The sequence below is a fragment of the Chishuiella changwenlii genome (assembly GCF_900142565.1).
Classification (GTDB): Bacteria; Bacteroidota; Bacteroidia; order Flavobacteriales; family Weeksellaceae; genus Empedobacter; species Empedobacter changwenlii.
Map to the genome: position 1 here is coordinate 211701 of NZ_FRBH01000004.1, position 26271 is coordinate 237971.

At 29.4% G+C, this 26271-nt stretch carries 22 protein-coding genes and 9 tRNA genes; 5 read left to right on the plus strand and 26 right to left on the minus strand.

What is annotated here, in order from left to right; translation table 11 throughout:
* Nucleotides 1-188: 188 nt before the first annotated feature.
* Genes BUA86_RS05830 through BUA86_RS05845 form a run of 4 tightly spaced genes read right to left on the minus strand, consistent with a single transcriptional unit; the run spans nucleotide 189 to nucleotide 4933 of the window.
* On the minus strand, nucleotides 189-1760 hold the full coding sequence (locus BUA86_RS05830) for a DHA2 family efflux MFS transporter permease subunit (RefSeq protein WP_072930722.1): 1572 nt from the start codon (nucleotides 1758-1760) through the stop codon (nucleotides 189-191).
* A gap of 46 nt (nucleotides 1761-1806) precedes the next feature.
* A complete protein-coding gene (locus BUA86_RS05835; RefSeq protein ID WP_072930724.1) occupies nucleotides 1807-3000 on the minus strand; it encodes an HlyD family secretion protein in 1194 nt (397 codons plus the stop codon).
* Between the two features lie 12 nt (nucleotides 3001-3012).
* Nucleotides 3013-4314: a TolC family protein gene (locus tag BUA86_RS05840; protein WP_072930726.1), complete on the minus strand. Its 1302-nt coding sequence runs from the start codon at nucleotides 4312-4314 to the stop codon at nucleotides 3013-3015.
* Nucleotides 4304-4933: a TetR/AcrR family transcriptional regulator gene (locus BUA86_RS05845; protein ID WP_072930728.1), complete on the minus strand. Its 630-nt coding sequence runs from the start codon at nucleotides 4931-4933 to the stop codon at nucleotides 4304-4306. Before BUA86_RS05845 ends, BUA86_RS05840 begins: the two co-directional genes overlap by 11 nt.
* 107 nt (nucleotides 4934-5040) lie before the next feature.
* On the opposite strand from BUA86_RS05845, the gene BUA86_RS05850 reads away from it, so the two are divergent.
* The 3 genes from BUA86_RS05850 to BUA86_RS05860 all read left to right on the plus strand — a co-directional run bounded on the left by BUA86_RS05850 (nucleotide 5041) and on the right by BUA86_RS05860 (nucleotide 7809).
* The gene (locus BUA86_RS05850; RefSeq protein ID WP_072930730.1) at nucleotides 5041-6312 is read left to right on the plus strand and encodes a DUF2851 family protein; all 1272 of its coding nucleotides are present in this window, start codon (nucleotides 5041-5043) and stop codon (nucleotides 6310-6312) included.
* A 3-nt stretch (nucleotides 6313-6315) separates the two neighbouring features.
* Nucleotides 6316-6537, plus strand: coding sequence for a PspC family transcriptional regulator (locus BUA86_RS05855; RefSeq protein ID WP_072930732.1), 222 nt, complete (start codon nucleotides 6316-6318; stop codon nucleotides 6535-6537).
* 132 nt (nucleotides 6538-6669) lie between these two features.
* Nucleotides 6670-7809 carry a ComEA family DNA-binding protein gene (locus tag BUA86_RS05860; RefSeq protein WP_143147251.1) on the plus strand — a complete coding sequence of 380 codons (1140 nt, stop codon included), beginning with the start codon at nucleotides 6670-6672 and terminating at the stop codon, nucleotides 7807-7809.
* Between the two features lie 98 nt (nucleotides 7810-7907).
* Here BUA86_RS05860 and BUA86_RS05865 read toward each other — a convergent pair whose 3' ends face one another.
* The 8 genes from BUA86_RS05865 to BUA86_RS05900 all read right to left on the minus strand — a co-directional run bounded on the left by BUA86_RS05865 (nucleotide 7908) and on the right by BUA86_RS05900 (nucleotide 18317).
* Entirely contained in the window at nucleotides 7908-10823 is a 2916-nt protein-coding gene (locus BUA86_RS05865) for a M16 family metallopeptidase (protein WP_072930736.1), read from the minus strand.
* Between the two features lie 207 nt (nucleotides 10824-11030).
* Complete coding sequence (locus BUA86_RS05870; protein ID WP_229731910.1) at nucleotides 11031-11282, minus strand: type II toxin-antitoxin system RelE/ParE family toxin; 252 nt, start codon at nucleotides 11280-11282, stop codon at nucleotides 11031-11033.
* Complete coding sequence (locus BUA86_RS05875) at nucleotides 11282-11530, minus strand: type II toxin-antitoxin system ParD family antitoxin (protein ID WP_072930738.1); 249 nt, start codon at nucleotides 11528-11530, stop codon at nucleotides 11282-11284. Before BUA86_RS05875 ends, BUA86_RS05870 begins: the two co-directional genes overlap by 1 nt.
* A 62-nt stretch (nucleotides 11531-11592) precedes the next feature.
* Entirely contained in the window at nucleotides 11593-12546 is a 954-nt protein-coding gene (locus BUA86_RS05880; RefSeq protein WP_072930740.1) for a Fic family protein, read from the minus strand.
* Nucleotides 12547-12673: 127 nt separating this feature from the next.
* On the minus strand, nucleotides 12674-13543 hold the full coding sequence (locus BUA86_RS05885; RefSeq protein WP_072930742.1) for a restriction endonuclease: 870 nt from the start codon (nucleotides 13541-13543) through the stop codon (nucleotides 12674-12676).
* Between the two features lie 73 nt (nucleotides 13544-13616).
* Entirely contained in the window at nucleotides 13617-15185 is a 1569-nt protein-coding gene (locus tag BUA86_RS05890; RefSeq protein WP_072930744.1) for an NAD(P)/FAD-dependent oxidoreductase, read from the minus strand.
* A gap of 242 nt (nucleotides 15186-15427) precedes the next feature.
* Nucleotides 15428-16621, minus strand: coding sequence for a C1 family peptidase (locus tag BUA86_RS05895; protein ID WP_072930746.1), 1194 nt, complete (start codon nucleotides 16619-16621; stop codon nucleotides 15428-15430).
* Between the two features lie 100 nt (nucleotides 16622-16721).
* Entirely contained in the window at nucleotides 16722-18317 is a 1596-nt protein-coding gene (locus tag BUA86_RS05900; protein WP_229731908.1) for a ShlB/FhaC/HecB family hemolysin secretion/activation protein, read from the minus strand.
* Between the two features lie 141 nt (nucleotides 18318-18458).
* On the opposite strand from BUA86_RS05900, the gene BUA86_RS05905 reads away from it, so the two are divergent.
* Entirely contained in the window at nucleotides 18459-18767 is a 309-nt protein-coding gene (locus tag BUA86_RS05905; RefSeq protein WP_072930748.1) for a DUF3817 domain-containing protein, read from the plus strand.
* A 59-nt stretch (nucleotides 18768-18826) separates the two neighbouring features.
* Here BUA86_RS05905 and BUA86_RS05910 read toward each other — a convergent pair.
* From BUA86_RS05910 to BUA86_RS05975, 14 genes are all read right to left on the minus strand, one after another.
* Nucleotides 18827-18902, minus strand: a tRNA-Gly gene (locus BUA86_RS05910).
* 184 nt (nucleotides 18903-19086) lie between these two features.
* Nucleotides 19087-19170: transfer RNA gene (locus BUA86_RS05915), tRNA-Leu, on the minus strand.
* Between the two features lie 20 nt (nucleotides 19171-19190).
* Nucleotides 19191-19263, minus strand: a tRNA-Gly gene (locus BUA86_RS05920).
* Nucleotides 19264-19291: 28 nt separating this feature from the next.
* A tRNA-Leu gene (locus BUA86_RS05925) sits at nucleotides 19292-19375 on the minus strand.
* 31 nt (nucleotides 19376-19406) lie between these two features.
* Nucleotides 19407-19479 (minus strand) — tRNA-Gly (locus BUA86_RS05930).
* Nucleotides 19480-19508: 29 nt separating this feature from the next.
* Nucleotides 19509-19592 (minus strand) — tRNA-Leu (locus tag BUA86_RS05935).
* Nucleotides 19593-19624: 32 nt separating this feature from the next.
* A tRNA-Gly gene (locus BUA86_RS05940) sits at nucleotides 19625-19697 on the minus strand.
* Between the two features lie 305 nt (nucleotides 19698-20002).
* Nucleotides 20003-20086: transfer RNA gene (locus BUA86_RS05945), tRNA-Leu, on the minus strand.
* A 21-nt stretch (nucleotides 20087-20107) separates the two neighbouring features.
* Nucleotides 20108-20180: transfer RNA gene (locus BUA86_RS05950), tRNA-Gly, on the minus strand.
* A gap of 146 nt (nucleotides 20181-20326) precedes the next feature.
* Nucleotides 20327-20809, minus strand: coding sequence for a DNA-deoxyinosine glycosylase (locus BUA86_RS05955; RefSeq protein WP_072930749.1), 483 nt, complete (start codon nucleotides 20807-20809; stop codon nucleotides 20327-20329).
* Nucleotides 20809-21504: an AIM24 family protein gene (locus tag BUA86_RS05960; RefSeq protein ID WP_072930750.1), complete on the minus strand. Its 696-nt coding sequence runs from the start codon at nucleotides 21502-21504 to the stop codon at nucleotides 20809-20811. Before BUA86_RS05960 ends, BUA86_RS05955 begins: the two co-directional genes overlap by 1 nt.
* Nucleotides 21505-21602: 98 nt before the next feature.
* Entirely contained in the window at nucleotides 21603-23516 is a 1914-nt protein-coding gene (locus BUA86_RS05965) for an ABC-F family ATP-binding cassette domain-containing protein (RefSeq protein ID WP_072930751.1), read from the minus strand.
* Between the two features lie 44 nt (nucleotides 23517-23560).
* Nucleotides 23561-24025, minus strand: a complete 465-nt coding sequence (locus BUA86_RS05970; protein ID WP_072930752.1) for a hypothetical protein — start codon at nucleotides 24023-24025, stop codon at nucleotides 23561-23563.
* 12 nt (nucleotides 24026-24037) lie between these two features.
* The gene (locus BUA86_RS05975; protein ID WP_072930753.1) at nucleotides 24038-25096 is read right to left on the minus strand and encodes an NAD(P)/FAD-dependent oxidoreductase; all 1059 of its coding nucleotides are present in this window, start codon (nucleotides 25094-25096) and stop codon (nucleotides 24038-24040) included.
* Between the two features lie 70 nt (nucleotides 25097-25166).
* On the opposite strand from BUA86_RS05975, the gene BUA86_RS05980 reads away from it, so the two are divergent.
* A complete protein-coding gene (locus BUA86_RS05980) occupies nucleotides 25167-26219 on the plus strand; it encodes an endonuclease/exonuclease/phosphatase family protein (protein ID WP_072930754.1) in 1053 nt (350 codons plus the stop codon).
* Nucleotides 26220-26271 lie beyond the last annotated feature (52 nt).

The window sequence follows — 26271 nt, forward strand, 5'->3', positions numbered from 1 at the left end:
AGAAATAATTAAATAATTGGAGGAGGAAGACAACCTTTACGATTCATAGTATATTGTTTAAAGTTCTAATTTAATAAAATTACATTTAAATCTATCTTAATTGAATAAAAAAATCCGAAAAGAATTAATTCTCTTCGGATTTTTAGTTTGTAAGTATAATTATAGTTTGTAATAAAACAACTTATTTTTTAATGTCCTGCACTAATTACTTTACCTGCTCCTTTCTTAATAAAGAATAAGATAAATGGAATACAAATAAGGAACATTACACCTAAATATAAGAATACATCCATATAAGTAAGAACTGTTGCTTGTTTTGTAACTTGCATATCTAACAAGTTATAAGCTTTATTTAACGCCTCATTTGGTGCAAATCCTTTTCCTATAAAACTCATTTTCATTTGTTCTATATAACTTTGAACATCATAATCTGAGCTATCTAAATGTGTCACTAAATTTTTACGATGATCTACAGTCCAACGTGAAATAAATGTTGTGATAATTGCAATACCAAAAGATCCTCCTAATTGTCTCATCATTCCTGTAAAAGCAGCTCCTTCTCCAATTTGCTGTCCTTTTAGACTAGAAAGAGATAAAGTTGTAATTGGTACAAACAATAATCCTAAACCTACTCCACGAACAACTAATGGCCAAAAGAAATGTTCTGATCCTGTATCTGGTGTTAAAATATTATAAGACCATAAACTGTAACAAAAGAATACAAAAAATCCTCCTGCTACTAAATATTTCGGTTCAAAACCTCTTTGTAATAATGTACCAATAATTGGCATCATAAAGGCTGTCATTATAGATGATGGAATTAATAGTAAACCTGCATCTGTTGCTGTCCAACCTAAAATAGATTGTGTATAAATCGGAATAACGAATGTAGAGCCATAAAGTCCAAATCCTAAGACAAAGGATAATATTGTTCCTATTGCAAGATTATTATCTTTTAATACTTTTAAGTTTACAATTGGATGAGCAAAAACCATCTCTCGCCATATAAATAAAATAAAACCAAAGAAACTTGTAATACTTAATGTAACAATCGTGCTATCCGAAAACCAATCATCTTGTTGCCCATGTTCTAATACATATTGTAAAGATCCTACTGCAATTGCTAATAAAATAATTCCTAGAAAATCGACTTGACTAAGTTTTGATTTCTCAGCATATTTTGGACTTTTTACAAACGAAATAGCCAATAACGTAGCTATAATTCCAATCGGAATATTAATATAAAATATATAAGGCCAAGACCAATTATCTATAATATAACCACCTAATGGTGGGCCAAGTGTTGGTCCAACAATAACACCCATCCCATAAATAGCTTGGGCTAAACCACGTTTTTCTGGCGGATAACTTTCTGTAATAATTGTTTGAGAAGTTACCAATAAAGCTCCACCTCCTAGTCCTTGTATAAAGCGGAATAAAATAATTTCCCACAAGGTTGTCGCATTTCCACAAAGAAATGAGGATATTGTAAATATGATAATAGACGCCGCAAAATAATTTCTTCTACCAAATTGCTGAGAAAGCCAACTTGTCATTGGAACAACAATTACATTGGCAATTGCATAAGCAGTAACTACCCAAGCAATATCTGTTAAAGAAACACCTAAACTACCTTTCATGTCATTCATGGCTACATTAACAATTGTAGTATCTACAATTTCTAATAACGCACACATAATGGCAGTAATCGTTAGTATTACACGTTTTGCACCATATTCAACTAAATTATTATCTTCCATAATATTTTTTGAATAAGAGCCTCTTTAAACAAGGCTCTATGGTTGATTATTTTTCTGTTGAGTTTGATTTTATAAGGATATCAGCCTCTACATTCATACCTGGACGAATTAGTTTTAACATTTCGTCGTTTTTATCAACAAACTCAATTTTAATTGGTAAACGTTGAACTGTTTTAACAAAGTTACCAGAAGCATTGTCTGGAGGTAATAATGCGAATTTAGCTCCTGTTGCTGGAGATAAAGACGTTACTTTTGCTTTAAACTCATGATGAGGATATGCATCTACTTTTATAACCGCATCCTGCCCTACTCTAATTTTCTCTAATTGAGTTTCTTTATAATTAGCAACAATCCAAAGATTATTTACTTTAACTATATTAAATAACGATTGACCAGCTTGTACTAATTGACCTGGTTGTAAATTAATTTTAGAAACTTGTCCATCTTCTGCCGCAATTACATACGTATAAGACAAGAATAATTTAGCATTATCTATATTCGTTTTGCTTTGACCAATTGTAGCTTCAGCAATTTTTATTTGAGCTCTAGAAGCATCTGCTTGTGCTTTAGATGTATTAACTTGTTTAGCTGTAGCTTGTGCTTGTTTAGAAGTAGCAGCATATTGAGCTTTTGCAACACCTAATTGTTCTTGTACAACACGTAATTGTTTATCTGCAGTTTCTTTTGCAGCTAAAGCTTGTTCATACTGTTGTTTAGTAATAGATTGATTTTGGTATAATTTATTGTATCTATCAAAATCATTATTTGTTCTCCAAACTTGTACTTTTGCAGCTTCTACATTTGCTTGTGCTGTATTAATATTTGCTTGTGCTGTTTCTATTGTTGTATTTGCAGCAACTGCACCAGCTTCAGAAACTCCAATAGAAGCACCCGCTGTTGTAACACCTGCATTGGCAACTCCCAATTGTCCTTCTGCTTGTAACAAAGCATCATTAGATTGTTGTAATTTTAACGCAAATTCAGATCCATCTAAAACAACTAACGTATCTCCTTTATGAACCATTTGGTTATCTTCAACTAAAATTTTCTGAATGTAACCAGAAACTTTAGGAATTACAGGTGTTATTTTTGCTTCTACCTGTGCATCGTCTGTAGTTTCGTGAGCTAATCCATGTAAATATTTATAAACTCCATATCCTCCACCAAGAATAACAAGAGCTCCTAGAATAATAATAAACTTTATGTTTATCTTTTTCTTTTGTTGATTATTTTCTTCCATTTTATGCGTGTCTTATTGTATATTTTCTAATAAAATTCCTGTTGTATAATAGTATTCGTAAATTGATAATTGCTCATCAGCATCACCAACTACTTGGTTTATTTTAGCTTGTAATTGTTCAACATCTGCTATTAATAAATCATTCGTATCAGCTAAACCATTTTCGTTTTTGTCTTTTACAATACGATAATTTTCATTCGCTTGTTCTACAGCTTCTTTGTAAACTAAATTTTTCTTTTTTGCTAAATCATATTTCTGATAAGCTTCATTCATCTCAACCTTTGCGTTATCTATTGTAGTTTCTCTTTGTAACTCATTTTCTAACTTCTGAGATTTAGCAATATCAACTTCTGCTTTGTTTTTATACAAAGAAGATAAATCATACTTTAATCCTACTCCAACATTTGTAGCATTAGTAACAGATGCTAATTTATCAATCTCCATTGCTATGTATCCAGCAGAAAGAGATAATTGAGGATAATAAGCCGAACGAGCAATTTTTATTTGATTATCTACAATTTGTTCTTTTACATCAAAGCTTTTTACATCTTTTCTGTTTTGATAGTTTTGAGTATTCTGATCGATACTTGTTAAACCGTCTATATTTTCTACATGAACAACTTTATTTTCATCTTGTCCTGTTAAAATATTTAATCTGTAATTGATATTCTTGTATTGAGTTTCTGCTTCTTCAATCGCTATTTTCACATTAGAAGCTTGCAATTTTGCTCTTAATAAATCATTTCTAGGAATAATTCCATTATCTAAGAAATTCTGAAAATCTTTTACACGTTGATTTGCTCTTACTAAGTTTTCATTTAAAACTTCTATTGAGCGTTGTGTTTTATATAATCCGAAGTAAAAATTAATAGCTTGCCAAGCAACACTTTCTTTTGTTGCTTCAATTTCTAGGTTAGATAAATCAACCATTAATTCGCTATTCTTTACTGCGTTTTTTATTTTAAAACCACCAAAAACAGGAACAGATGCATTTGCTTGTCCAAAAAGTAAATGACTTGGTTCAATCGCATTTCCACTTCCATTACCAGAATTTTGTGTTGGTAATTTTAAATCTACATTTGTTGTTGGAAACAAATGCATGTATTGCCCACTTAATGAGATGTTTGGTAGACGATTATTTTTTGCACTTTGTACTTTATACTCACTAGTACTTTTAGTTGCTTCAGCAACTTTTACAGATTTATTATTCTGTAAACTTTGTTGAATAACTTCTTGTAACGACACATTATTTTCCTGTGCATGAGCTAAAGATGCAATAACCAAACAAATCGGGAAGAAAAATTTATTTTTCATCGTATTGTATAATTGCTTTTAAAGAATCTATTAAATAAGGATAATATTCTGCATGAACATATTTTGCAAACTCTTCATGCGTTTTTAATCCCCATTGTTTTAAGTATATTTTTTCATTTAGTATTAAATAAGATGTTCCACCAATTACAACCATTATTACGGCTTCTGCTGGAACTTTTCTTTTAAATTCTCCTTTTTCATAACCTTCATTTATAATTTGATTGATATAAAAAAGGTTTTTTAATTTTAATTCGTGTACTTTTTCTTCTATATCAGATATAGATTCACGTTTAGAAAACTCTCTTACCATGATTCGGTGGAATTCTGGTTTTTCTAAAATTCTATCTAAATATGATCTCAATACTTCTCTCAACTTCTCGAAAGATGTCATTGTTGTATTTTGAATAATTTGTTCTAATTGTGAATGAAAACTTTTTATTCTGTAACCAAACAAATGATCAACTAGCTTTTCTTTAGATCCGAAGTAATAACTAATCATCGCTATGTTAATCTTTGCTTCTTTTGCTATTTCTCTTACACTTGCTGCATCAATTCCTCTTTTGGCAAAAATTTTTTCAGCGGCTTGTAAAATAGCTATTTGTTTTTCAGATAATTCCATAGTTTTTAAAATTGACGATGCAAAGTTAAACAAACGTTTAATTAATTTAAAATTTTTTAAGTATTTATTTTTAAAATATTTTCTAAATAAGTTTTTACTTTTAATTTATGAAAGAGTTTTTTTTGCATTATATATGGAAGTTTAACCTGTTTTCTAGGGAAGATTTACAGACTTTTCATGGAGATTTCCTTGATATTTTAAAAGTAGGAAAGATCAATTCTAATGCTGGACCAGATTTTACAGAAGCAGAAATTATAATTGGTGATAAACTTTGGATTGGCTCTGTAGAAATGCACGTTAATTCTTCTGATTGGAATTTACATCAACATACTGATAATTTAGCTTATCAAAATGTCATCTTACATGTGGTATGGAATCATGATTGCGAAATAGATATCCTTAGACAACGAAATGTTCAAACCTTAATTCTACAAGATTTCGTTAAACCAGAAATTGTCTTTAATTATCAAAATATTATTCAATCTAAAATAAAACTTATCCATTGCGAAAATTTATTATCTGAAATAGATTTAAATCAGTTTTCTTTTTGGTTTGAACGCTTGTTAATTGAACGTTTTGAAGAAAAAACAACTGTTATTTTAGACGTTTTAGCCAAGAATAAAAATAATTGGGAAGAAACATTATTTAAAAGTCTAGCTACAAATTTTGGTTTAAAAGTTAATGTAGAAGCTTTCGAAATTTGGTCGAATTCTTTTGATTTTAAAATCTTACAAAAAATACAATTTAATCCTCTAAAAGTTGAAGCTTTATTTTTTGGTCAAGCAGGATTTTTAGAAGATAATATCGAAAATGATTATTATAAAGTATTAAAAACAGAATACCATTTCCTAAAAAATAAATATAAATTAGAAGCTGTTTCAAATCAAATTTTTAGATTTTCTAAAATGCGACCAATTGGTTTTCCTACAATTCGGTTAGCTCAATTGTCAGCTATTTACTCTAATTATCAAAACTTATTTTCGTTAATAATTAAGCAAAATGATTTGAAATCATTTTATCAAACTTTCGAAAAAATACAATTAAATCCATTTTGGGAAAATCATTATACATTTAAAAATGAGTCGAAGTTTCTTATTAAAACGATATCAAAAGATAAAATTAATAATCTTTTAATCAATACAATTATTCCTTTACGATATGCATACGAAAGAAGTAATGATGAGGTAGAAATAGACTTTTACTTAGAATTATTAGATCAAATAAAAGCAGAAAGTAATTCCATTTTAGATGAATATGAAAGAATTGGGTTTAAAAATAAATCGGCAAAAGATTCTCAACAATTAATTCAACTGAAAAAAAGATATTGCTCCGAAAAAAAATGTTTAAATTGCGCTATCGGACATCAAATTTTACGATAAAAAATGAAAGATCAAATTAGAAACTTTACCGAAACTGAATGGTTTAATGTTATTTCTAGATTCGCAGATAAACTGGGAGTTAGAGTTTCTATGCTACGATTAATTTTTATTTATTTATCATTTGCCACATTCGGTTTAGCGTTTGTTGGATACTTCATGATGTTATTCTTTTTTTGGGTAAAAGATTGTTTTATTATCAAAAGAAAATCTGTCTTTGATTTATAAAAAACAATTACAAATATTTAAAACCTTTTCTTTATTTTTTTGTTCATAACTTGCTAAATATTTGACAGTTATATTACTATTTTTAGTAATAAAGACATTTGCATTGTTGCTCTCTATAAATACCTAAATGCAATGAAATATTTAAAAAAGTCATTTTTTTATCTCAATAAATCACAACGATTTGGTTTGTATTTATTGTTTGTTTTAATTATTTTATTTGAAATTTTTCAGAATTTTTCATTTAAAAAACAGCTATTTGAATTAAATGAAGCTGACAGAATTTTATTGGCTGAGTACAAAGATAAACCTCAATCAAGTTATAAAGATTCTATTGAATCATTTAATCCGAATGACTATTCTAAAGATGATTGGATTAAATTAGGTTTTTCTGCCAAACAAGCTGACGTTATATTAAAATATAAACAAATTGTTGGAGGAGAGTTCACATCAAAAGAGCAACTGAAAAAATGTTATGTGATTGATGATGCTAAATATTTAGAATTAGAACCTTATTTATTTCTACCCAATCAAGCTGTAAAAAGTAATGAAGTTAATTCAAATAATAAATCAGTAAAAGTTTATAAAAATTTTAATCCAAATGATTTACCTCAACAAGGTTGGGAAAAATTAGGCTTCTCTACTAAACAGGCAGAGGTTATAATGAAATATAAACAAATTGTTGGAGGAAAATTTACCAGTAAAGAACAATTGAGAAAGTGTTATGTGATTGATGATACTAAATATGCAGAAATGCATACCTATATTCTATTACCAAATAAATCTAAACAAGATATAAAGCTTGATAAAAAACAAGCTAATCAACCTATAATTTATAAGAGATTTGATCCGAATGATTTTTCGATAAAAGATTGGAAAAACATTGGTTTTTCTTCTAAACAAGCGGAATCTATACTTAATTATAAAAAAATATTAGGAGGCAGATTTAAATCGAAAGATCAATTACGAAAATGTTATATGATTTCTGATGAGAAGTTTCTAGAAATGGAACCATATTTATTTTTCTCTGATATTAAACCTATTGAAGAAAATGAAATTGTTAAGCAGAAAGTTAATTTAACCGAGAAGTTTAATCCAAATGATTTAACAAGAGATGAATGGCTGAAATTAGGATTTACAGAAAAACAAGTGAATACAATATTTAATTATAAGAAATCCTTAGGTGGAAAATTCAATATAAAAACGCTAAAAAAATGTTATGCAATTAGCGACGAAAAATACAAAGAAATACAGCCTTTTTTAATTTTCGATTAAGGAAGTAAGTTCATTCATGGTTTAGTTATTTAAATAAACGCGTAATAGATTTTTCTAGAACGCGTTTATTATTTTTATAAAGTTATAAGATTTTAATTTTAGTAATTAAATAAATCCTCTAACGTTAATTCTTTTATTGTACCTAATTTCTGAACAGCATTCCAATCTAGGTTTTCTTTATTTCCTATTAAACCAACATTAAATTTCTGACCTTTAATGTGCTTATTGAAAAAGCTATTTAATTGATCTAATGTTAATGTAGATGTTTGAGAATAAATATCTTTATTAATATCATAGTTTAAACCTTTATCTTGTAAAGACAACCAGTAGAAAAAGATATTTGCTTTTGTATAACGCTTAGTTGCGATTTGTTTTAAAGCGGCTTGTTTAGAATTCTCAAATTGATTTGGTGCTTTTGGCATATCATTCATCAACTCATTCATAGCATCAACTGCTTGAGGTAATTTATTGGCTTGTGTTCCAATATTTGCTCTTACATAGTTATATAAATCTTTCTTAGTAGCATTAGAATAGTTTGATCTTGCCGAATAAGCTAAAGATTTAGACTCACGAATTTCCTGAAATACGATAGAAGATAAACCTCCTCCGAAGTATTCGTTAAAAATTCCAGATGGTGTTAAAACTGTTGGATCATATTTTGTATCACGAGCAACAAAATTAATTTCTGCTTGTACCATATCATATGGTGCAAAATATACCTTCCCATCTGTTACTGGTTGAGGAAAATCTTTCTTCTTAGGATAAGCTAAACCTTTACCAAAATTGTGATTTTTTTCAATTAACTTTTTCGTTTCATCAACATTATTTCCGAAATAGAAAACTTGATGTTTATAATTAAAGAAATCTTTAATTATTTGCGTTAATTCGCTTGGATTAATTGCTTTTAATTCTTCTTCAGATATGATATCTCTAAAACGATTATCTTCACCATATTGTGCATAATTATTTAATGCAACTGCAATAGCATTCTTATTTTTCTTTGCATTAACTCTCGATTTCAAGATTGTTTTTACATATTCTTGGTACGAATCGTTGTTTGCAACAGCATCATTAATTAAATGTTCAAATAATTTTATACCGTCAGGTAAATTTTTCTGTAAACCAGTTAAATAAACATACGTTCTATCTGTACCTGCATTTACACCATATTCTACTCCAATTTTATAAAACTCTTTTTTCAAGTTTTCTGGAGAATATTTAGAAGTTCCTAAATAATCTAAATAATTAATTGCTAAGCCTAATTTCTTACTGTGATCAGATCCCATATCAGAGATATAGTAAATAGAACTTAAATCATTCGTTTTATTTTCGATAGAAGTAAATTTTGCATTTTTAATTTTTCCTTCTTTCAATTCTTTTTTGAAATCAACAAAAACTGGCGCAATGTCTTTTACTTCGATTTTCATAAAATCTTTATAAAAATCTGATTCAGCACTACGGTTTAATTGAATTGGAGTAATCCCTGGATTAGAAACACGAACTAAATCTTTGTTCTCTCCTTGACGTTTAAAAACAATTACATAGTTATCTTGATTGTAATGTTTCTTAGCAAAATCCATTAACTCTTGCTTTGTTACACGTCCCATTTCATCGTACTGATCAACAACTTGTGCCCATGGCATATCGTTGATATAAGATTTGTAAAGACTTGCAGCTAAAGCACGAGAATTATCCCAACTTTGTAAACGAGATTTTTTTAAATCATTTACAACAGCATCAATCATCCAATCTTCAAACTTCCCTTGTTTGATATTTTCTATTTGTGCTAAAATTAAATCACGAACTTCCTCTAAACTTTGTCCTTCTTTTGGAGAACCATAAAAAGAATGCATTCCATAATCTCTAAAGAAAGATGATCCACTTCCAGCACCTAATGTTTTTTGTTGTTGATTAATATTTAAATCAATTAAACCAGCTGTAGAATTACTTAAAATATAATCAATTAAAGTAACATATTTAGCATCTTCACTTTTTGCACCATCAAAACGATAAGCAAATTGTACACGCTCCGATGATGGACTTGATACTTCACTTGTAACGATTTTCTTTACAGGTTCTTCTTTTGCAACATATTGTGCAGGTTGAGGTTTTGCTGCGTATGATCCAAAATATTTGTCAATTAATGGAACAGCTGTATCAAAATCAAAATCTCCAATTAACATTACAGCCATATTGTTTGGCACATAATATTTATCAAAATAATTATGTATTGCAACCATAGAAGGATTCTTCAAATGCTCTGAAGTTCCAATTGTAGTTTGTGTTCCGTAATGAGATTTTGGAAATAATGTCTCCATTATTTTGTAATAAACTAAACGACCATCATTATCCTGTGAACGGTTAAATTCTTCGTAAACAGCTTCTAATTCTGTATGAAAAAGTCTTAATACTAATTCACTAAAACGCTCAGATTCTACTTTTAACCATTTCTCTAATTCATTATTAGGAATATTATTGTGATAAATTGTCTCTTCTAAAGATGTATGCGCATTTGTTCCAGATGCACCTAAAGATGAAATTAATTTATCATATTCATTTGCTACAGCATATTTTGATGCTTCTTGCGAAACCTCATCTATCTTCTTATAAAGTGCAACTTTTTTAGCAGGATCTTTTTCTACTTTGTGTTGCTCATATAAATCAGATATTTGTTTGATTAATGGTTTTTCTTTTGCCCAATCTTGCGTTCCTATCTTAGAAGTTCCTTTAAAAACCATGTGCTCTAAATAATGAGCTAATCCAGTATTATCTTCTGGATCATTATTAGAACCCGTTTTTACAGCAATATGCGTTTGGATTCTTGGTTCGTCTTTTAATTGCGCTAAGTATATTTTTAACCCATTTTTTAGGGTATAAATTCGAGTATTTGAAGGATCGTTTTCAACCATTTCATAGGTATATCCTTTACTATCTGTTTTCTTCAATGTATTTAGTTGTGCATAAGTTAAAACGGAATTGAAAAGAATTCCGCATACAAGAATAGATTTCCTCATGTGTGATAATTTTAATTCTTTAAAAATAGTGAATTAAAATAAACAATAAGAGAATAAAAGTCATTTTACTAATTTACTATCTTATTAGTGGAAATTAGTAGAAAATAAATTAATTGCGTGGAGAATATGATCTGCTGTAAAGCTTTAATGACGAGTAAAGTTTTTAGCTCAATCTCGATTCTATATTCATAGATTGATGAAGAATCCTCATAACCTGAATTTGATTAAGTTTGGAATTGATTTTATAAAAATAAAGTGAGATTTTACACGAGAACAAAAATATCCTTTCCTAATTTCATTATAATTTTTTCCAGATTTAGGATTATTAGTTAAATATTCTATCTCGTCAATAATTAAATTAATATATCGATCAGCTTGTTGAATTGACCAATTTTCAAAAGTATATAACCAAATTTTTTCTAAATCTTTAGAAGCTTCTTTACTGATTATATAGTTCATTATTTATCAGAATATTTCTTATGTAAATCTTCAAGAAAAGAATTTCTATCAAAATTTTCTACAATTCCAGAATTTTCTCCTTTCTTAAGCTCATTTATTAATTCTGCTTTTTTAGCTTCTTCATGCTCAAACATGCGTAATGCTGCTCTAATAACTTCACTTGCAGAAGAATATTTTCCTTTCTTCACTTGCTTATTAATAAAATCATCAAAATAATCGCCTAACAAAATTGATGTATTTTTAGCCATAGCATTTTATTTATATTCAAATATACCAAATATTGGTATATTAATTAAATAGTATCTATAAATTATCTTTTCTTGTATTTAGTTGTTTTTTTATCTCCTGTTTTCGATATTAAATCAATTTCAACAGCATTTTTTAAATCACGGCTTGCTGTTGCTGATGAAATATCTTTGAAATAATTCATATAATCTTTACGAGTAAATTCACTTACATTGTTTTCAACAAAAATATTGATTCTGTCTTCTTCTGAAAGTTTTTTACCTGAATTCTCAAGTAATTCACTTAATGAATGATCAATTATTTTCAACATATATTCAATGAATTTTGTTGATTTACCTTCTTTGTCTGACAATGATAAAGCATTATAGTATTCCTCTTGATTTTTCGAAATCAAATTTTCAAATGGTAAAAACTCAAAAATTGAATAATCTTGCATTAAAATTAAAGTTTGCCATAATCTACCCATTCGTCCATTTCCATCTAAAAAAGGATGAATAAACTCCATTTCGTAATGGAAAACACAACTTTTAATTAATGTTAATTCAGATTTATCTTTTAAATATTCAAACAAATCTTTCATTAAGTATGGTACATTTCCAAATGGAGGAGCTATATGTTCTACTTTTGAACCTTTAACAATTCCCACACCTTGATTTCTATATCTTCCAGGGTTTTCTATTAGTTTTTGAAGTAAAAGTTTATGAGCCTTTAGGAAATCTTTTTCGCTATGAGGTTTTAATTTATTGATATTTTTATAAACATCTAAAGCGTTTATAACTTCAAGAATATCTTTCTGTGGACCAATAACTCGCTTATTCTCCAAAATGGCAGTTATTTGCTCTTCTGTTAAAGTATTTCCTTCTATACTTAAAGAGGAATGAATCGTTTTAATTTGATTTTGTTTTCTTAAAGTAGGATTGGTTTTTATTAAATGTTTTGCATTAATTTCTCCAATTTTTTCTGAAATTGAAGTAATGAACTTTAATATTTCTGTTGTTATTTCGTAAGGTGGTTTCATTTTATGATAGTATCAAATGATAGTATCACAAAAATAGTTTTTATTTCTTAAATAGACTGTAATCAGTAGTTAACTATTTTAAATTTTTAAACGTAATTATTTGCCAAATTATTACAATAAGAATCTTTTAGAGGCTTCTAAACCAATCATTTTTTATTTTCACTTCTTCCACAAGTTCTATATTAACACCAAGTCTTAAATCTTTTAATTTTTCAGCAAATTCATTTCCATCAATTAGATCTATTTGTTTTGCTCCATCTCTTTGAGCTTCTTTACGAGCTTCACGGCTAAAATTTCCTGTTGTCATTATTAAGCCTTTTTCTGCTCTTCCATCCATTGCACCTCTAAAATCACGTATTACTGAGGAAGAAACTGTACCTTGATATCTTTTAGCCTGAAAGACAACATGAAAAGAGAGAACTTGACCTATCTTTAAAATTCCTTTTCCGTCAATTCCTCCATCATTTGTTTTTCCAGTAACTTCTACATTTATAAAACCTAATTCTCTTAAAAGCCTTTGACAAAGTCTTTCAAACTGTGATGGCTCAATATTTCTTATCGTTTCCAATAATTTATCTTGCCAAGAAAATTCTTCTATCTCTTCAGTTATCTCTTCAATATTAGGAATATTAGAATCTTTAGTTTTAGTACTTTTTTCTAATCTCTCTTCTTTATCTTTTTTAACAACAAACTTTTTAACTTTATCTTTATTTACTTCATTATTTTTTTGACCATTTTCAGTTAATGCCCAAATTCCTCTTGAAGAATTTTCAACTAAACCATACTTCTTCAAATAATTTCTTGCCCATGCAAGTCTATAAGCTAGTTTTGTTGTACTTTCTCTATGGATTTCATTTATAGAATCTTCACTCAAATTAAGGATTTTAATTACTTCATCTTCTATTTCTGAAGTTGAACCTGAATTTCCTAAGTTTTTAAGTGCTTTTAATGTTGGATTAAATAAATCGTCATATTTATACTTAAAGTGTATATCCATTAGTTTCTAGATTGTTGATATTATTTTGTTGCACTATTAATTAAAGGTCTCTAAATTCAATAAAAACACCTTATTACTTTTCAATAAAACTCTTCACAGCAATTGCTACTTTCGCACCGTCCATTGCTGCAGAAATAATTCCGCCAGCATAACCCGCACCTTCGGCACAAGGAAATAACCCAGCAACTTGTACATGCTCTAACGTTTCTTCGTTTCGTGGTATACGAACAGGTGAAGAAGTTCTCGATTCTGTTGCTACAACATTTGCATTTTCTGTAAAATAACCATTCATCTTTTTACCAAAAGTTTGAAAACCTTGTTTTAATGATTGATGTATTTCTTTTGGAAGAACGTCACTTAATAAACCTGATGTTAAACCTGGTAAATACGAACAATCATTTAATGAATTAGATAATTTTCCAGAAACAAAATCAGTCATACGTTGTGCAGGAGCTTTTAACTTTCCTCCACCAACTTGCCACGCTTTTTGTTCTACCATTTGTTGAAATTTCATTCCAGCCAATGGTCCTGTAAAACCATATTTTGCAAAATCATTTTCATCTACCGTTACAACCATTCCAGAGTTTGCAAAAAACCCATCTCGTTTAGAAGGTGACCAACCATTTACAACTAATTCTCCTTCGTCTGTAGAAGCAGGAGCAATTATTCCTCCTGGACACATACAGAAAGAAAAAACACCACGACCAGCTTCTTGTGAAACTAATGAATAAGATGCAGGTGGTAAAAGTTCGTTACGTTCTGTTCCAATTGGACAATGGTATTGTGCTGCATCTATTAAACTTTGATGATGCTCTACACGAACACCTAAAGCAAATGGTTTAGCCTCTATTAATACTTTTTTCTCGTCTAGCATTCTAAAAATATCACGAGCCGAATGTCCCGTTGCAAGAATAAGAGAAGATGTTTTTATTTTTTTATCGTGATTGATTTCAATTCCTTTTATTTGATTGTTCTCAATAAGAATATCAGTTAATTTTGTATCAAACCAAACTTCACCTCCACATTCGATAATTGTTTCGCGCATTTTTGCGATAATTCCCGGTAACTTATTCGTTCCGATATGTGGGTGAGCTTCTTGTAAAATTCGTTCTGTTGCACCAAAATGAACAAACCATTGCAACGACTTTAAAATATTTCCTCGTTTTGTAGAACGTGTATATAATTTTCCGTCAGAATAAGTTCCTGCTCCTCCTTCTCCGAAACAATAGTTAGATTCTGGATTTACAATTCCTTCTTTGTTCATTCCTGCTAAATCGCGACGACGGTCTCTAACATTTTTTCCTCTCTCTATGATAATAGGTTTTAGACCTTGTTCTATCAATTCTAAGGCAGCAAAAAGACCAGCAGGACCTGCTCCAGCAATATATACTTCGTGTTGGTTTTCTACGTTTTGTAAATTAGGATTAAACTCGAAAGCATCGTAAAATTCTTCGTTTATAAAAACATTTACTTGTAATTGTGTTACAATGTTTTTACTTCTTGCGTCTAAAGACCTACGAATAATTTGATAGGAATTAATATTTTCTGGTTTCGTTTTTACAGCAGAAGCTAAACGTTGTTTTAAGATTTTTTCGTTTGCTGCTTCTCTTGGAGAGATACGAATAGTGATATTTTGAGGCATGTTTATTGACTAAAAAATGAGTTGCAAAATTACATTAATATTTTGAATTAAGTTTTTAGATTATGAGGTTATTCTTTGTTTCAGTTTTTAAAATCGCGACAGGGATTGAAGCGGCATCCTTTTGTGGAGCGTTCTAGCGAACAAAAGATAAAGCGAGAAAGCCCGTTAGTTCGCCCCAAAAAATAAAAAGCTGTTCCTTAAAATTGAAGAAACAGCTTTTTTATAATGTTATGAGATTTAAATTATAATCCCAATTTTTTTAATGTTTGTTTTTGAACACCATTTTTGTGAATCAAAATATTTGTTGTTTTATATTGTACAAAAGCTTTTGTAACATATAAATACCCTTCGTAATCGTTTGTTAATCCCCAAGAGTTTTTAACAATATAGTATTCTTTACCGTTTTGATCTTTTGCTAAACCAACAATGTGCATTCCGTGATCGTCTGTTGTTTGATAATCATCAAAAGCAGCTTGGCGTAAATCTTCTGTAATTACTTTTTCTGGTTTTGGACCTTTAAACATATCTGCTTTTTGTTGAGCATTCATATCCGCAAAATCTACTTCTGGTACATAAGCAACACCATTTTTCCAGCTAAATCCTTTTTCAGAAACATCTGTTGCCCAAGCTACAGTATAACCGTTTTTCAAAGCATAATCTATATTATCTGTTAACTCTGTCATTGGAACATTGTAAAAAGATTCGTACGACCAGTTATCTGGAATAGCTAATACAAATGGTTTATAATATGTGTGTTCTTTGAAAGATGTAATTGCAACATAATCGTTAGGATTAATTCCTACGACTTGATCTGCAAATGTACGAGGTGTATATTTTTTACCGTTGTAAGTAAATTCTTTTGGATATTCTCCTAAATAACTATCAATAACAGCAGTGTAGGCTTTTTCCCAGTTTGGAGTAAGTTTTCCATTTGGATTAGAAACTACCGCTTTTAAAACTCCTTCTTGGATAGCAGCCATTTCTCCGAACTGATTGTTCTTTGTTCCGTAGTTTAATCCTGTGTAAACATCTGTTGGAACTGCTCCGTATTTTTTAATTGTATTTAAAACATCAAAAAATCCTCCTCCATCTCCAAGAGTTGTTGCTCCATGCATACGTACATATTGTCTTCCTTTTTCTACATATGTATTTCTTGCATTAAAAATTGGAGATAACTGAACTGGTTGTTTTCCCATTCTTAACATTTCTGATTCGAAGAAAGAGTTACCAGAATATGACCAACATGTTCCTGAAGATCCTTGATTTTTTACTGAAGTATTTACTAAATTGATTACATCTGTAAACTTAAATGCTTCTTTACTGTTTTCACTAACATTTTTATTTAACGAGTTAACCAAGTTGTCTTGTGCCGATGCCAATTGTGCACCTCCAAATAAGATTGAAGCTGCAAATATTGGGTAAAATATTTTACGCATTATAATTTAATTTTGTGTGAGTAAATAATGAGTAGCTAATTTCTAAAAAATGTTAACAATAAACCTATATAAATTTGATTTTTTTTTAATGTTGGTTTATTTAGAATTGACTTAATATTCCGAAATGGATTTTAGATTCTTTAAAATCAAAAGAGGTATTGTCTGTTTTTCCTACTGCATAACTAAGATTAAAGATTCCTAATTTAGTTAAAAAAGAAATTCCTGTTCCGAAACTTAATAAAGATGTATTTATGTTTGCTCGTTTATTTTCTATGAAACCATAGTCGGAAAACAGACCTATGTAAAATGCTTCGTTGGGCACAAAACGATAATCTACACTAAGAAATCCGTACATATTGGCTACAATACTTTGTTCATTAAATCCTCTAAAACTTCCAAAACCACCAATGCGGTATAATTCATTTTCCGAAAAATCGTTGTCTTTTGTTAATAACCCTGTAAACTCTGCCGATGTTTTTAGGAAATGCTTAGAACTTAATTCGAACAAACGAAAAGTTTTCAACCCAACTTCTATCTGATTTACTTTTTTATTCTCGAGATCCTCTGTCCAAGAAAAATTCTTTTCTTTTTTACGAATAGAATTTACAAAAACATTCAACATCGATTTTCCTTCCATTAATAAAAATGGATGATGTAAAAGGTATTGATAATTTAAACCAACTCCCATCTTAGAAAAGTCGTCATAATTTGCTCTTAAAGATTCGTTATCGTCTAACAGAAAGTTTGAAGATTGTATAATTCCACTTACACCAATTGATGAGTTTAAATTGAGATTGTAATACAATCGTTCAGAAAAATTAAGGTTAACAAAAACTGAGTCTTGTTTAAATAATTTAAAATTAGTCTCGGAACCAATTGCAGATTTAAATAAATATGGAACTTTTACAGCAATGTCTAATGATGTATTCTTATTTGCCGTACCAATCCAATTTAATTTTATTTCCTCAAAATTATTAAACACATTATTTAATGAAAGTTGAATATTTCCATTTAATCTAAAATCACCATTATCATCTGTTCCAAAACCAAGAACTCCATCAAAATAATTTGAATTTACTTTTTTAGGGTATAAATAAACAATGGTAGAATCTTGTTTAAATAATGTTTTGGGTTTCTGTACTTCTGCAATAAAACGTGTTTGTTGCATTAACGAAGATATATTCTGTAGCTTTTCTTCATTAAAGATTTCTCCTTTTTTAATGTTTAAACCATGTTTAATATATCCTTTTGATAATTTATCATATCCAACTGCGCGAACACCGTCTACCTTTCGTTGATTTCCTTTATCTAAAACTAACTCAACTTTAGGTTCGTTTTCCAAATAACCGTTTGGTATAATTTTAATCTGAGCAAAAGTAAATCCTTCCTGAATGTTCTTTTTAGAAATAGAACTTAAAATAGAATCGAGATTATTTGTTGGGAAAAAATTGTTTTTATTATTGAATAATTGGTTGTCTTTTACCCAAATATTTTGGTAAAGTTTTCCTTTGTTTAGATAAACATTTTCGTCTTGTATAGAATCTAGTGTTAAGGTATAATAACCTATTTTTTGTAAAGAATCTAAGGTTGTTTTAAGATTACTATTTTCAAAATCTTTGACATAAGTATTTGTATCCTCATTAAAACGATAAAAATGAAACGTTTTTTCTTGACCAAAAACAAATAAATTGGTCAAAAAACAGAAAAATATATAAATCCAAAAACGCATCATAAGCTCTAATAACGTATAATTTTTATGTTAAGTATCTCAATTAATGATAACTATTAGCAATAGTGTTAATTTTAAAAATTATTTTTACGGTCAAATTTAAGGTAAATGTTGAAGTTTTTTAAAATCATTGGCTATTTAGAAGCTATTTCTGCGATTGTATTATTTTTTATCGCAATGCCATTAAAATATATTTGGGAAGATCCTACATGGGTTACTCATGCCGGAAGAGTGCACGGAGGATTATTTGTACTTTATGTGGTTATTCTTTACATCTTAAAAGATAAATACAATTGGAGTATGACTATTTTTTGGATATTCTTTGTAGCAGCAATAATTCCTGGAGGAACAATTTGGGCTGAGAAAAAGTTTATAGAAGGAAAAAAATATAAGCAACTGTTATCAGAAGAAAAATAATTTTTTCTATAACGTTTAGAAAATAAAAAAGCCAAAGATTTAATCTTTGGCTTTTTCTTTGGAGCGGGAAACGAGACTCGAACTCGCAACATTCAGCTTGGAAGGCTGACGCTCTACCAATTGAGCTATTCCCGCGTTGTGAGTGCAAATATAAGTGGAAACAATTTAATTTTCCAAGCCTTTTTTACACTTTTTTTTAAATATTTCGCTAATAAATTAGTTATGAAATATTTAAATATTATTTCTTAGAAACTATTTCAAACGATGTTAATTCTAAAAAATAAAAAAAGCTCAAGAAAATAAATTCTTAAGCTTTTAGTACCTCAGGCGGGACTTGAACCCGCACGTCCTAATGGACACAGGATTTTAAGTCCTGCGTGTCTACCAATTCCACCACCAAGGCATCCAACTTATAAAAGTTAGAGCGGGAAACGAGACTCGAACTCGCAACATTCAGCTTGGAAGGCTGACGCTCTACCAATTGAGCTATTCCCGCGTGTAAATTGCAAAAATCAAATAAAAAGTACCTCAGGCGGGACTTGAACCCGCACGTCCTAATGGACACAGGATTTTAAGTCCTGCGTGTCTACCAATTCCACCACCAAGGCAAAATTTGATTTTTGAATTAATATTTCAAAGAGCGGGAAACGAGACTCGAACTCGCAACATTCAGCTTGGAAGGCTGACGCTCTACCAATTGAGCTATTCCCGCGTAATAAATTGCAAAAATCAAATAAAAAGTACCTCAGGCGGGACTTGAACCCGCACGTCCTAATGGACACAGGATTTTAAGTCCTGCGTGTCTACCAATTCCACCACCAAGGCAAAATTTGATTTTTGAATTTAATATTTCAAAGAGCGGGAAACGAGACTCGAACTCGCAACATTCAGCTTGGAAGGCTGACGCTCTACCAATTGAGCTATTCCCGCAATGCGAGTGCAAATATAAGTTCAATAAATTGACTTTACCAAGTCTTTTTGTAATATTTTGTAAAGTTTTTTATAATAAATTCGTTTTGAAATATTTGAATCCTCTATTTTTTTTAATTTGATTTTGCTTAAATAAACTTTCTCTGTTTTTAAATGTTATTTCTTCTTTTTTTATAATTAAAGTGCGAGGTAAGAAGCTCGTGTTTTGAACTTCTTGAATTTAAATTTTGAGAAATTAGATTTTAGATTTTAGAAAAAAGGTAAAAAATAAAAAAGCTCAAGAAAATAAATTCTTGAGCTTTTAGTACCTCAGGCGGGACTTGAACCCGCACGTCCTAATGGACACAGGATTTTAAGTCCTGCGTGTCTACCAATTCCACCACCAAGGCATCCAACTTATAAAAAGTTAGAGCGGGAAACGAGACTCGAACTCGCAACATTCAGCTTGGAAGGCTGACGCTCTACCAATTGAGCTATTCCCGCGATTTGTGAGTGCAAATATAAGATAGCTTTTTTAATTATGAAACTTTTAGTTGATATTTTTTTAATGTTTTATTTACATCTGTAACTAATCATCTTTATTCTAGTTTTTTAGAATAATTATTTTTTTCAAAAAAATAGAATTAAAATTAGTAATCTATAGCTTCTTTCCACACTTTTATTAAATCTTCTGTAGAAAATTTAGCATTAGCAGGACTTGTACTTGGTAAAGAAAAGTAACGAATTGACGGATTTTTTTCAAAATTCTTCATAAATAATTGTTCAGATTTTTTCCCATTAAACAAAATCTTATTTATTGTTTGATGTTCGTCTAACAATTCTTGAATTAGATTAAGAATCTCACCCTTCATATTACTGTCCATACTCCCCGCTCTTATTGCAGAATATGTAACATCCCAAAGAACAATGTTATTTTCTTTTATTAATTGTACTCTTTCCGCGTAATCTTCAGAATAATCTCGATTAAATATTTTAAACATTAATTGCCAAAATCTATTACGAGGATGCGCATAATATTGATTCATTTTTATTGATAAATCTCCTGGTAAAGAACCTAAAATAAGTATTGTAGGTTCTTTACCAATAATTGGAGAGAATGATTGTTTAATCATTAAGCTTTTTCTTGAAAGTATACTTCTTCGTAAGGCTGAATCAAAACCCAACCTGTTCCAGAAAATTTCATTTGAAATTCTTCTCCACTACCTCTACCGATTAAACTTTTAAATGAAACATTAGATTTTAAATCTGGAGATAAATTACCAGACCAAGCTACTGTTGCATTAGGATCTGTATATACAGGGCTATCTGGTGTTACTAATAATGTTAGAGGATGACCATGTGTAGATATTGCAACCATTCCTTTTCCAGATAATTTTACTTGAAATAATCCTCCAGACATCATACCTGCAATACTTTTCAGCATTGTAATATCACTTTTTAATGACTGGTCATGTGCTAAAACATCATTCCCATTTACACAAATAGATTCTTCATTTAATTGTAATATCTGAACATATTTTCCCGAATCGGCTACATATAATCGTCCAGTACCTTCTGCTTTCATTAGCTTTGCTCCTTCTCCAGAAATTGCTTTTTTCAGGAACTTACCTAAACCACCAGACAAAATACCTTCTCGTTTAAAGTCGATATTTCCTGTATAAGCAACCATACTTCCTGCTTTTGTCCACACAGCTTGATTATTTAAATTAATTTCCAACATTTGTGGTTTCTCTAATTCAAAATAATCGTGTTCTGCGTCATTCTGTTTTGTCTTTTCAACAAATTGACTAATTGTATATTCACTCATTTTATAGAAGTTTAATTTGTTGATGAATATACGATATTTCCAATAAAAAAAGTGTTACGGTTATGTAACACTTTTTTTAATATTATATGAAGATAATTTTAAATAATCTGTTCTGAGACTTCCTCCCATTCTAACATCTTGTCATCTAAATCATTTTTTAATTTAGAATATAAATCTAATTCTTCTTGTGATTGAGAACTCGTATGTAATTTATTTTCTAAATCTTTAATCTTAGTTTCAAATTCAGAAATTTCTGTTTCTACTCTTGATAATTTATTTTTAAGACGTTTTTGTTCTTTCTCTTCTTCAAAAGATAAAACTCTTTTCGCTTGTTCTATTTTAACCTCAATTGGTTTCTCTTCTTTTGGAGCTGCTAAAATTCCTTTTTCTACTTCGCGGAAGTTTCCTGCTTTTATTTGTGCTAAATAATCATCAATTCCAGAAAGGTATTCTTTTACTTGTCCGTTACGGAAATCAAAAACTTTATCTACTAAACCTTCTAAGAATTCACGGTCGTGAGAAACTAAAAGTAATGTTCCTGTATATTTTTGTAATGCTTTCTTTAATAACTCTTTCGATTGAATATCTAAGTGATTCGTAGGCTCATCCATAATTAAAACATTAAATGGACGTAATAATAATTTACATAAAGCTAAACGATTTCGCTCTCCTCCAGAAAGTACTGAAACTTTTTTCTCTACAGAATCTCCACCAAACATAAATGCTCCTAAATAATCACGAACAAGTTTACGCGTCTCTTCTGTTGCAGAGTTTTCCGCTTCTTCTAATACCGTTAATTTATCATTTAAAACGTGGGCTTGATTTTGGGCAAAATATCCAATCTCTACATTATGACCATGCTTAATTGTACCTGAGTGTTTTTGCTCATCAATAATTGCACGAGATAAAGTTGTTTTTCCTTGACCATTCTGACCAACAAACGCTACTTTTTCTCCTCTATTTACATAAAAAGAAACATTATCAAAAACTTGATGATCGCCAAAAGCAACACCTACTTTATCTAATTCGAAAATAACTTTACCTGGCTGAACTGCATCTACAAAACGAATATTCATTTTGGTAACATCTTCATTCTCGACTTCTATACGTTCTATTTTATCTAATTTTTTAATTAAAGATTGCGCCATAGAAGCTTTATTTGCTTTTGCACGGAATTTTGAAATTAATTCTTCTGTGTGCTTTATCATTTGCTCTTGATTCTTCTGAGCTTGTTCTAATTTCTCGCGACGATCTTCACGTAATTCTAAATAACGTGTATAATTCGCTTTAAAATCAGAAATATGACGATTTGCAATTTCAATTGTTCTATTGGTAACATTGTCTAAGAATTGACGGTCGTGAGAAACTAACACTACAGCACCAGGATAATCTTTTAAGAATTCCTCTAACCAAATAATAGAATCAATATCTAAGTGATTGGTAGGCTCATCTAATAGCATTACATCATGTTTTTGTAACAGTAATTTTGCTAATTCGATACGCATTCTCCATCCTCCAGAAAATTCATCTGTTGGACGATGAAAATCAGAATTTTTAAATCCTAATCCCATTAAAATTTGTTCTATTTCAGCATCTTTTGTGTATCCGCCTAATAAACCAAATCTCTCTGTATAAGTAGAAATATCTTCAATTAATTTTCCGTATTCGTCTGATTCGTAATCTGTTCTTTCAGCTAATTCTTTGTTTACAAAATCTATTTTATTTTGTATTTCAACTAATTGCTCAAATGCAGAATCTGCTTCTTGCCAAACTGTTCTTCCTTGTACAAAATCTATATCTTGCGATAAATATCCTACTGTTACTTCACCTTCATAAACAATTTCACCTTCGGATGATTGTTGACGCTTTGATAAAATTTTAAGCAAAGTAGATTTACCTGCTCCATTTTTACCTACTAAACCAACACGATTTCCTTTGTTGATGCGAAATGAAACATTTTCAAATAAATATCTTCCCGCAAAATAAACTCCTAAATTTTGTACTAATAACATTTTGCAAAAATACAATGTTTTTCGAGAGTTTAAAATTTAGAGCTTTAAGGTTTTGTTCGAAGACTAAAAAAATAAAGAATAAAACTTAATAAAATTGAAATTGTAGCTGGAACAAAATAAGCAATTGCTAAATTTTTTGTTGCGATATAATGAATGGGTAAATTAATAATTTTGAACTGAAAAATAATGAAACATAGTAAAGCTATCAAAACAGCAATCTTCCAATCTAATTGACGTTTAAAGTTTATAATAGAACAAACAATATATCCTAAAGCAATTCCTATAAAGCTCAAAATCATTTTTACAGTAGATAGATGTTTTAATTTTTCGCTAATTCCGAATTCATCGCTCTTTTGAACATAATAGCTAAAATTATCTTTCCCTATGGAATGTATTAACTCTATTAAATCTAATTCGACAATTACATAGAATTGCTGTATTCCAAGAAATAATAGGATACTTGCAATTAATTGAATAGATGCTATTTTAAGATTAAAGTTTTTCATCATGTGGTTAAAATTTTAAAAACGATTATAAAAACGTGTAATATCTGCTTCTTTATCTATTGGTTCATTTAACTCTAAAAAATTATATAAATCATCAACCATAACTGGAGCCAACATCGTTCCGCGTGTTCCCATTCCGTTTAAGCAAACTAACTGTTTAAATTCTGGATGCTCGCCAATAATAGGACGACGATCTACAACTGTCGGACGAATTGATGCATGTTGTTCCACAACTTCAATATCGGATTTTAAAAATTGTTTTACTCCAGTAGTTAAATACTCTTTTGCTTCTATCGTATTATCATAATTTACATGATCTCTATCGTAAGTTGCTCCAACAAAAAATTCGTTATTTTCTAAAGGCATTAAAAATTCTTTCCCTTTTACAACTGCATCTGGTAAAATAGCATTTGTTTTTACTTTTAATACTTCTCCTTTTACACCAATAATTGGTAAATTTTTAAAATATGGATTATTAAGAATATTAAATCCTTCAGCAAAAATAATTCTATCAGCTTCAATATTTTTATAGCTCGCTTTATTATCTTGTAATTTTAATAAATTAAAGTCGAATTCTTCTTTAATAAACAAATCATTGATTTGTAAATAATCTTTAAAATCTTTGATAAGATTCATTAAATCTATACGACCAGTATGCAAAACTTCTCCAGAGCCAATTGGAGAATCTATAGAAGAAAAATTATTTAATTGTTCTGTGTCAATAGATAAATAATCAATTAAATCTGGGTGAGAATTGGCTTTTTTTAGCCATGTTTTCTTTTCTTGTTCATCATTAAAAATTCTATAAACAGGAAAATTATAAATATATTTTTTATGAAGTAAATTTTCGAAATCAGTAAAAACTTCTTTTAATCGTTCGATCTGCTTCGAAGCATTCCATACAATAGAAAATCTTTTTAAAACAACAGGATTAAAAATTCCACCAGCAATAGAAGAAGCATTATGAAAGTGATGATCTATCACGATAAAAGATTTCTTCTCTTTTATTAACTTCATTGCCATGCAACTTCCTGCAACGCCCTGTCCAACTATGATATAATCTACTTTTCTCAATATTAAATTTTATTTACAAAGGTAACTAATGTTTCGGTTTTTATTACCTTTAGCCAAATTTTAAAAGTAAATGCAAACATTTTACATTATATTCTCTAGCCTAATTTTACTTTCTGTTATTATTCCCTATTTTAAAAATTCTCATTGGACAATTCGAGTTTTTGATTACCCAAGATTACAAAAGTTTACCTTATTAACATTAGCTTGTATTTTATTTATTTTTATTGAGAAAAATAATTTTACTGTTATGTTGTTTGCAAGTTTACTTGTATCTGCAATTTATCTTTTATGGGTTATAATTCCTTATACTGTCATCGGAAAAAAGATGATAGATGAAGTAAAATTAAGACCAGATGAAAAACCTCTTGATATTATGGTATATAATGTATTACAATATAATGAGGAATATCAAAAATTGGTTGATCTATTAAAAAAACGAAATCCTGATATTGTTTTTCTTTTAGAAACGAATAAAAAATGGATGGAAAGTATTAAAGAGGCAACAGATGAGTATAAATACAAAATAGAAGTTCCTTTAGAAAATACTTATGGACTTTTATTCTATTCTAAATTACCTGTAAAGCATCAAGAAATAAACTATTTAATTAGTGATGAAATTCCATCAATAGTTGCTGATATTGAATATAACAAACAAACTATACGTATGTATGGGTTACATCCTACTCCACCTGTACCTCAAGAAAACGAAGAAAGTACAGAAAGAGATGCAGAAATATTATTAATAGGTAAAAAAGCAAAAGAATATCAAAAAGCATCTATTGTTTTTGGAGACTTAAATGATGTTGCTTGGAGTAGAACGACACGATTATTCTTAAAAACAAGTAAAATGTTAGATCCTCGTAGAGGAAGAGGAATGTTTAGTACATTTCATGCTAATTACTGGTTTCTACGTTGGCCGTTAGATCACTTTTTCTTAAGTTCTCAGTTTCGTTTAGTAGAAATGATAAGAGAACCTCATATTGGTTCTGATCATTATCCTATAAGTATAAAAGTTGTTTTACGAAGCGATGATATCTCTGGTGAATTTGAGCTTAACCAAGAAGAAAAGATTGAGGTTGAAGAAAAAATTGAAGAAGGCGTAAAAAAGGGAAACGCTAATTAAATAAAAAAGGTTTTAATGAGTAACTCATTAAAACCTTTTTTATTTGATAGAA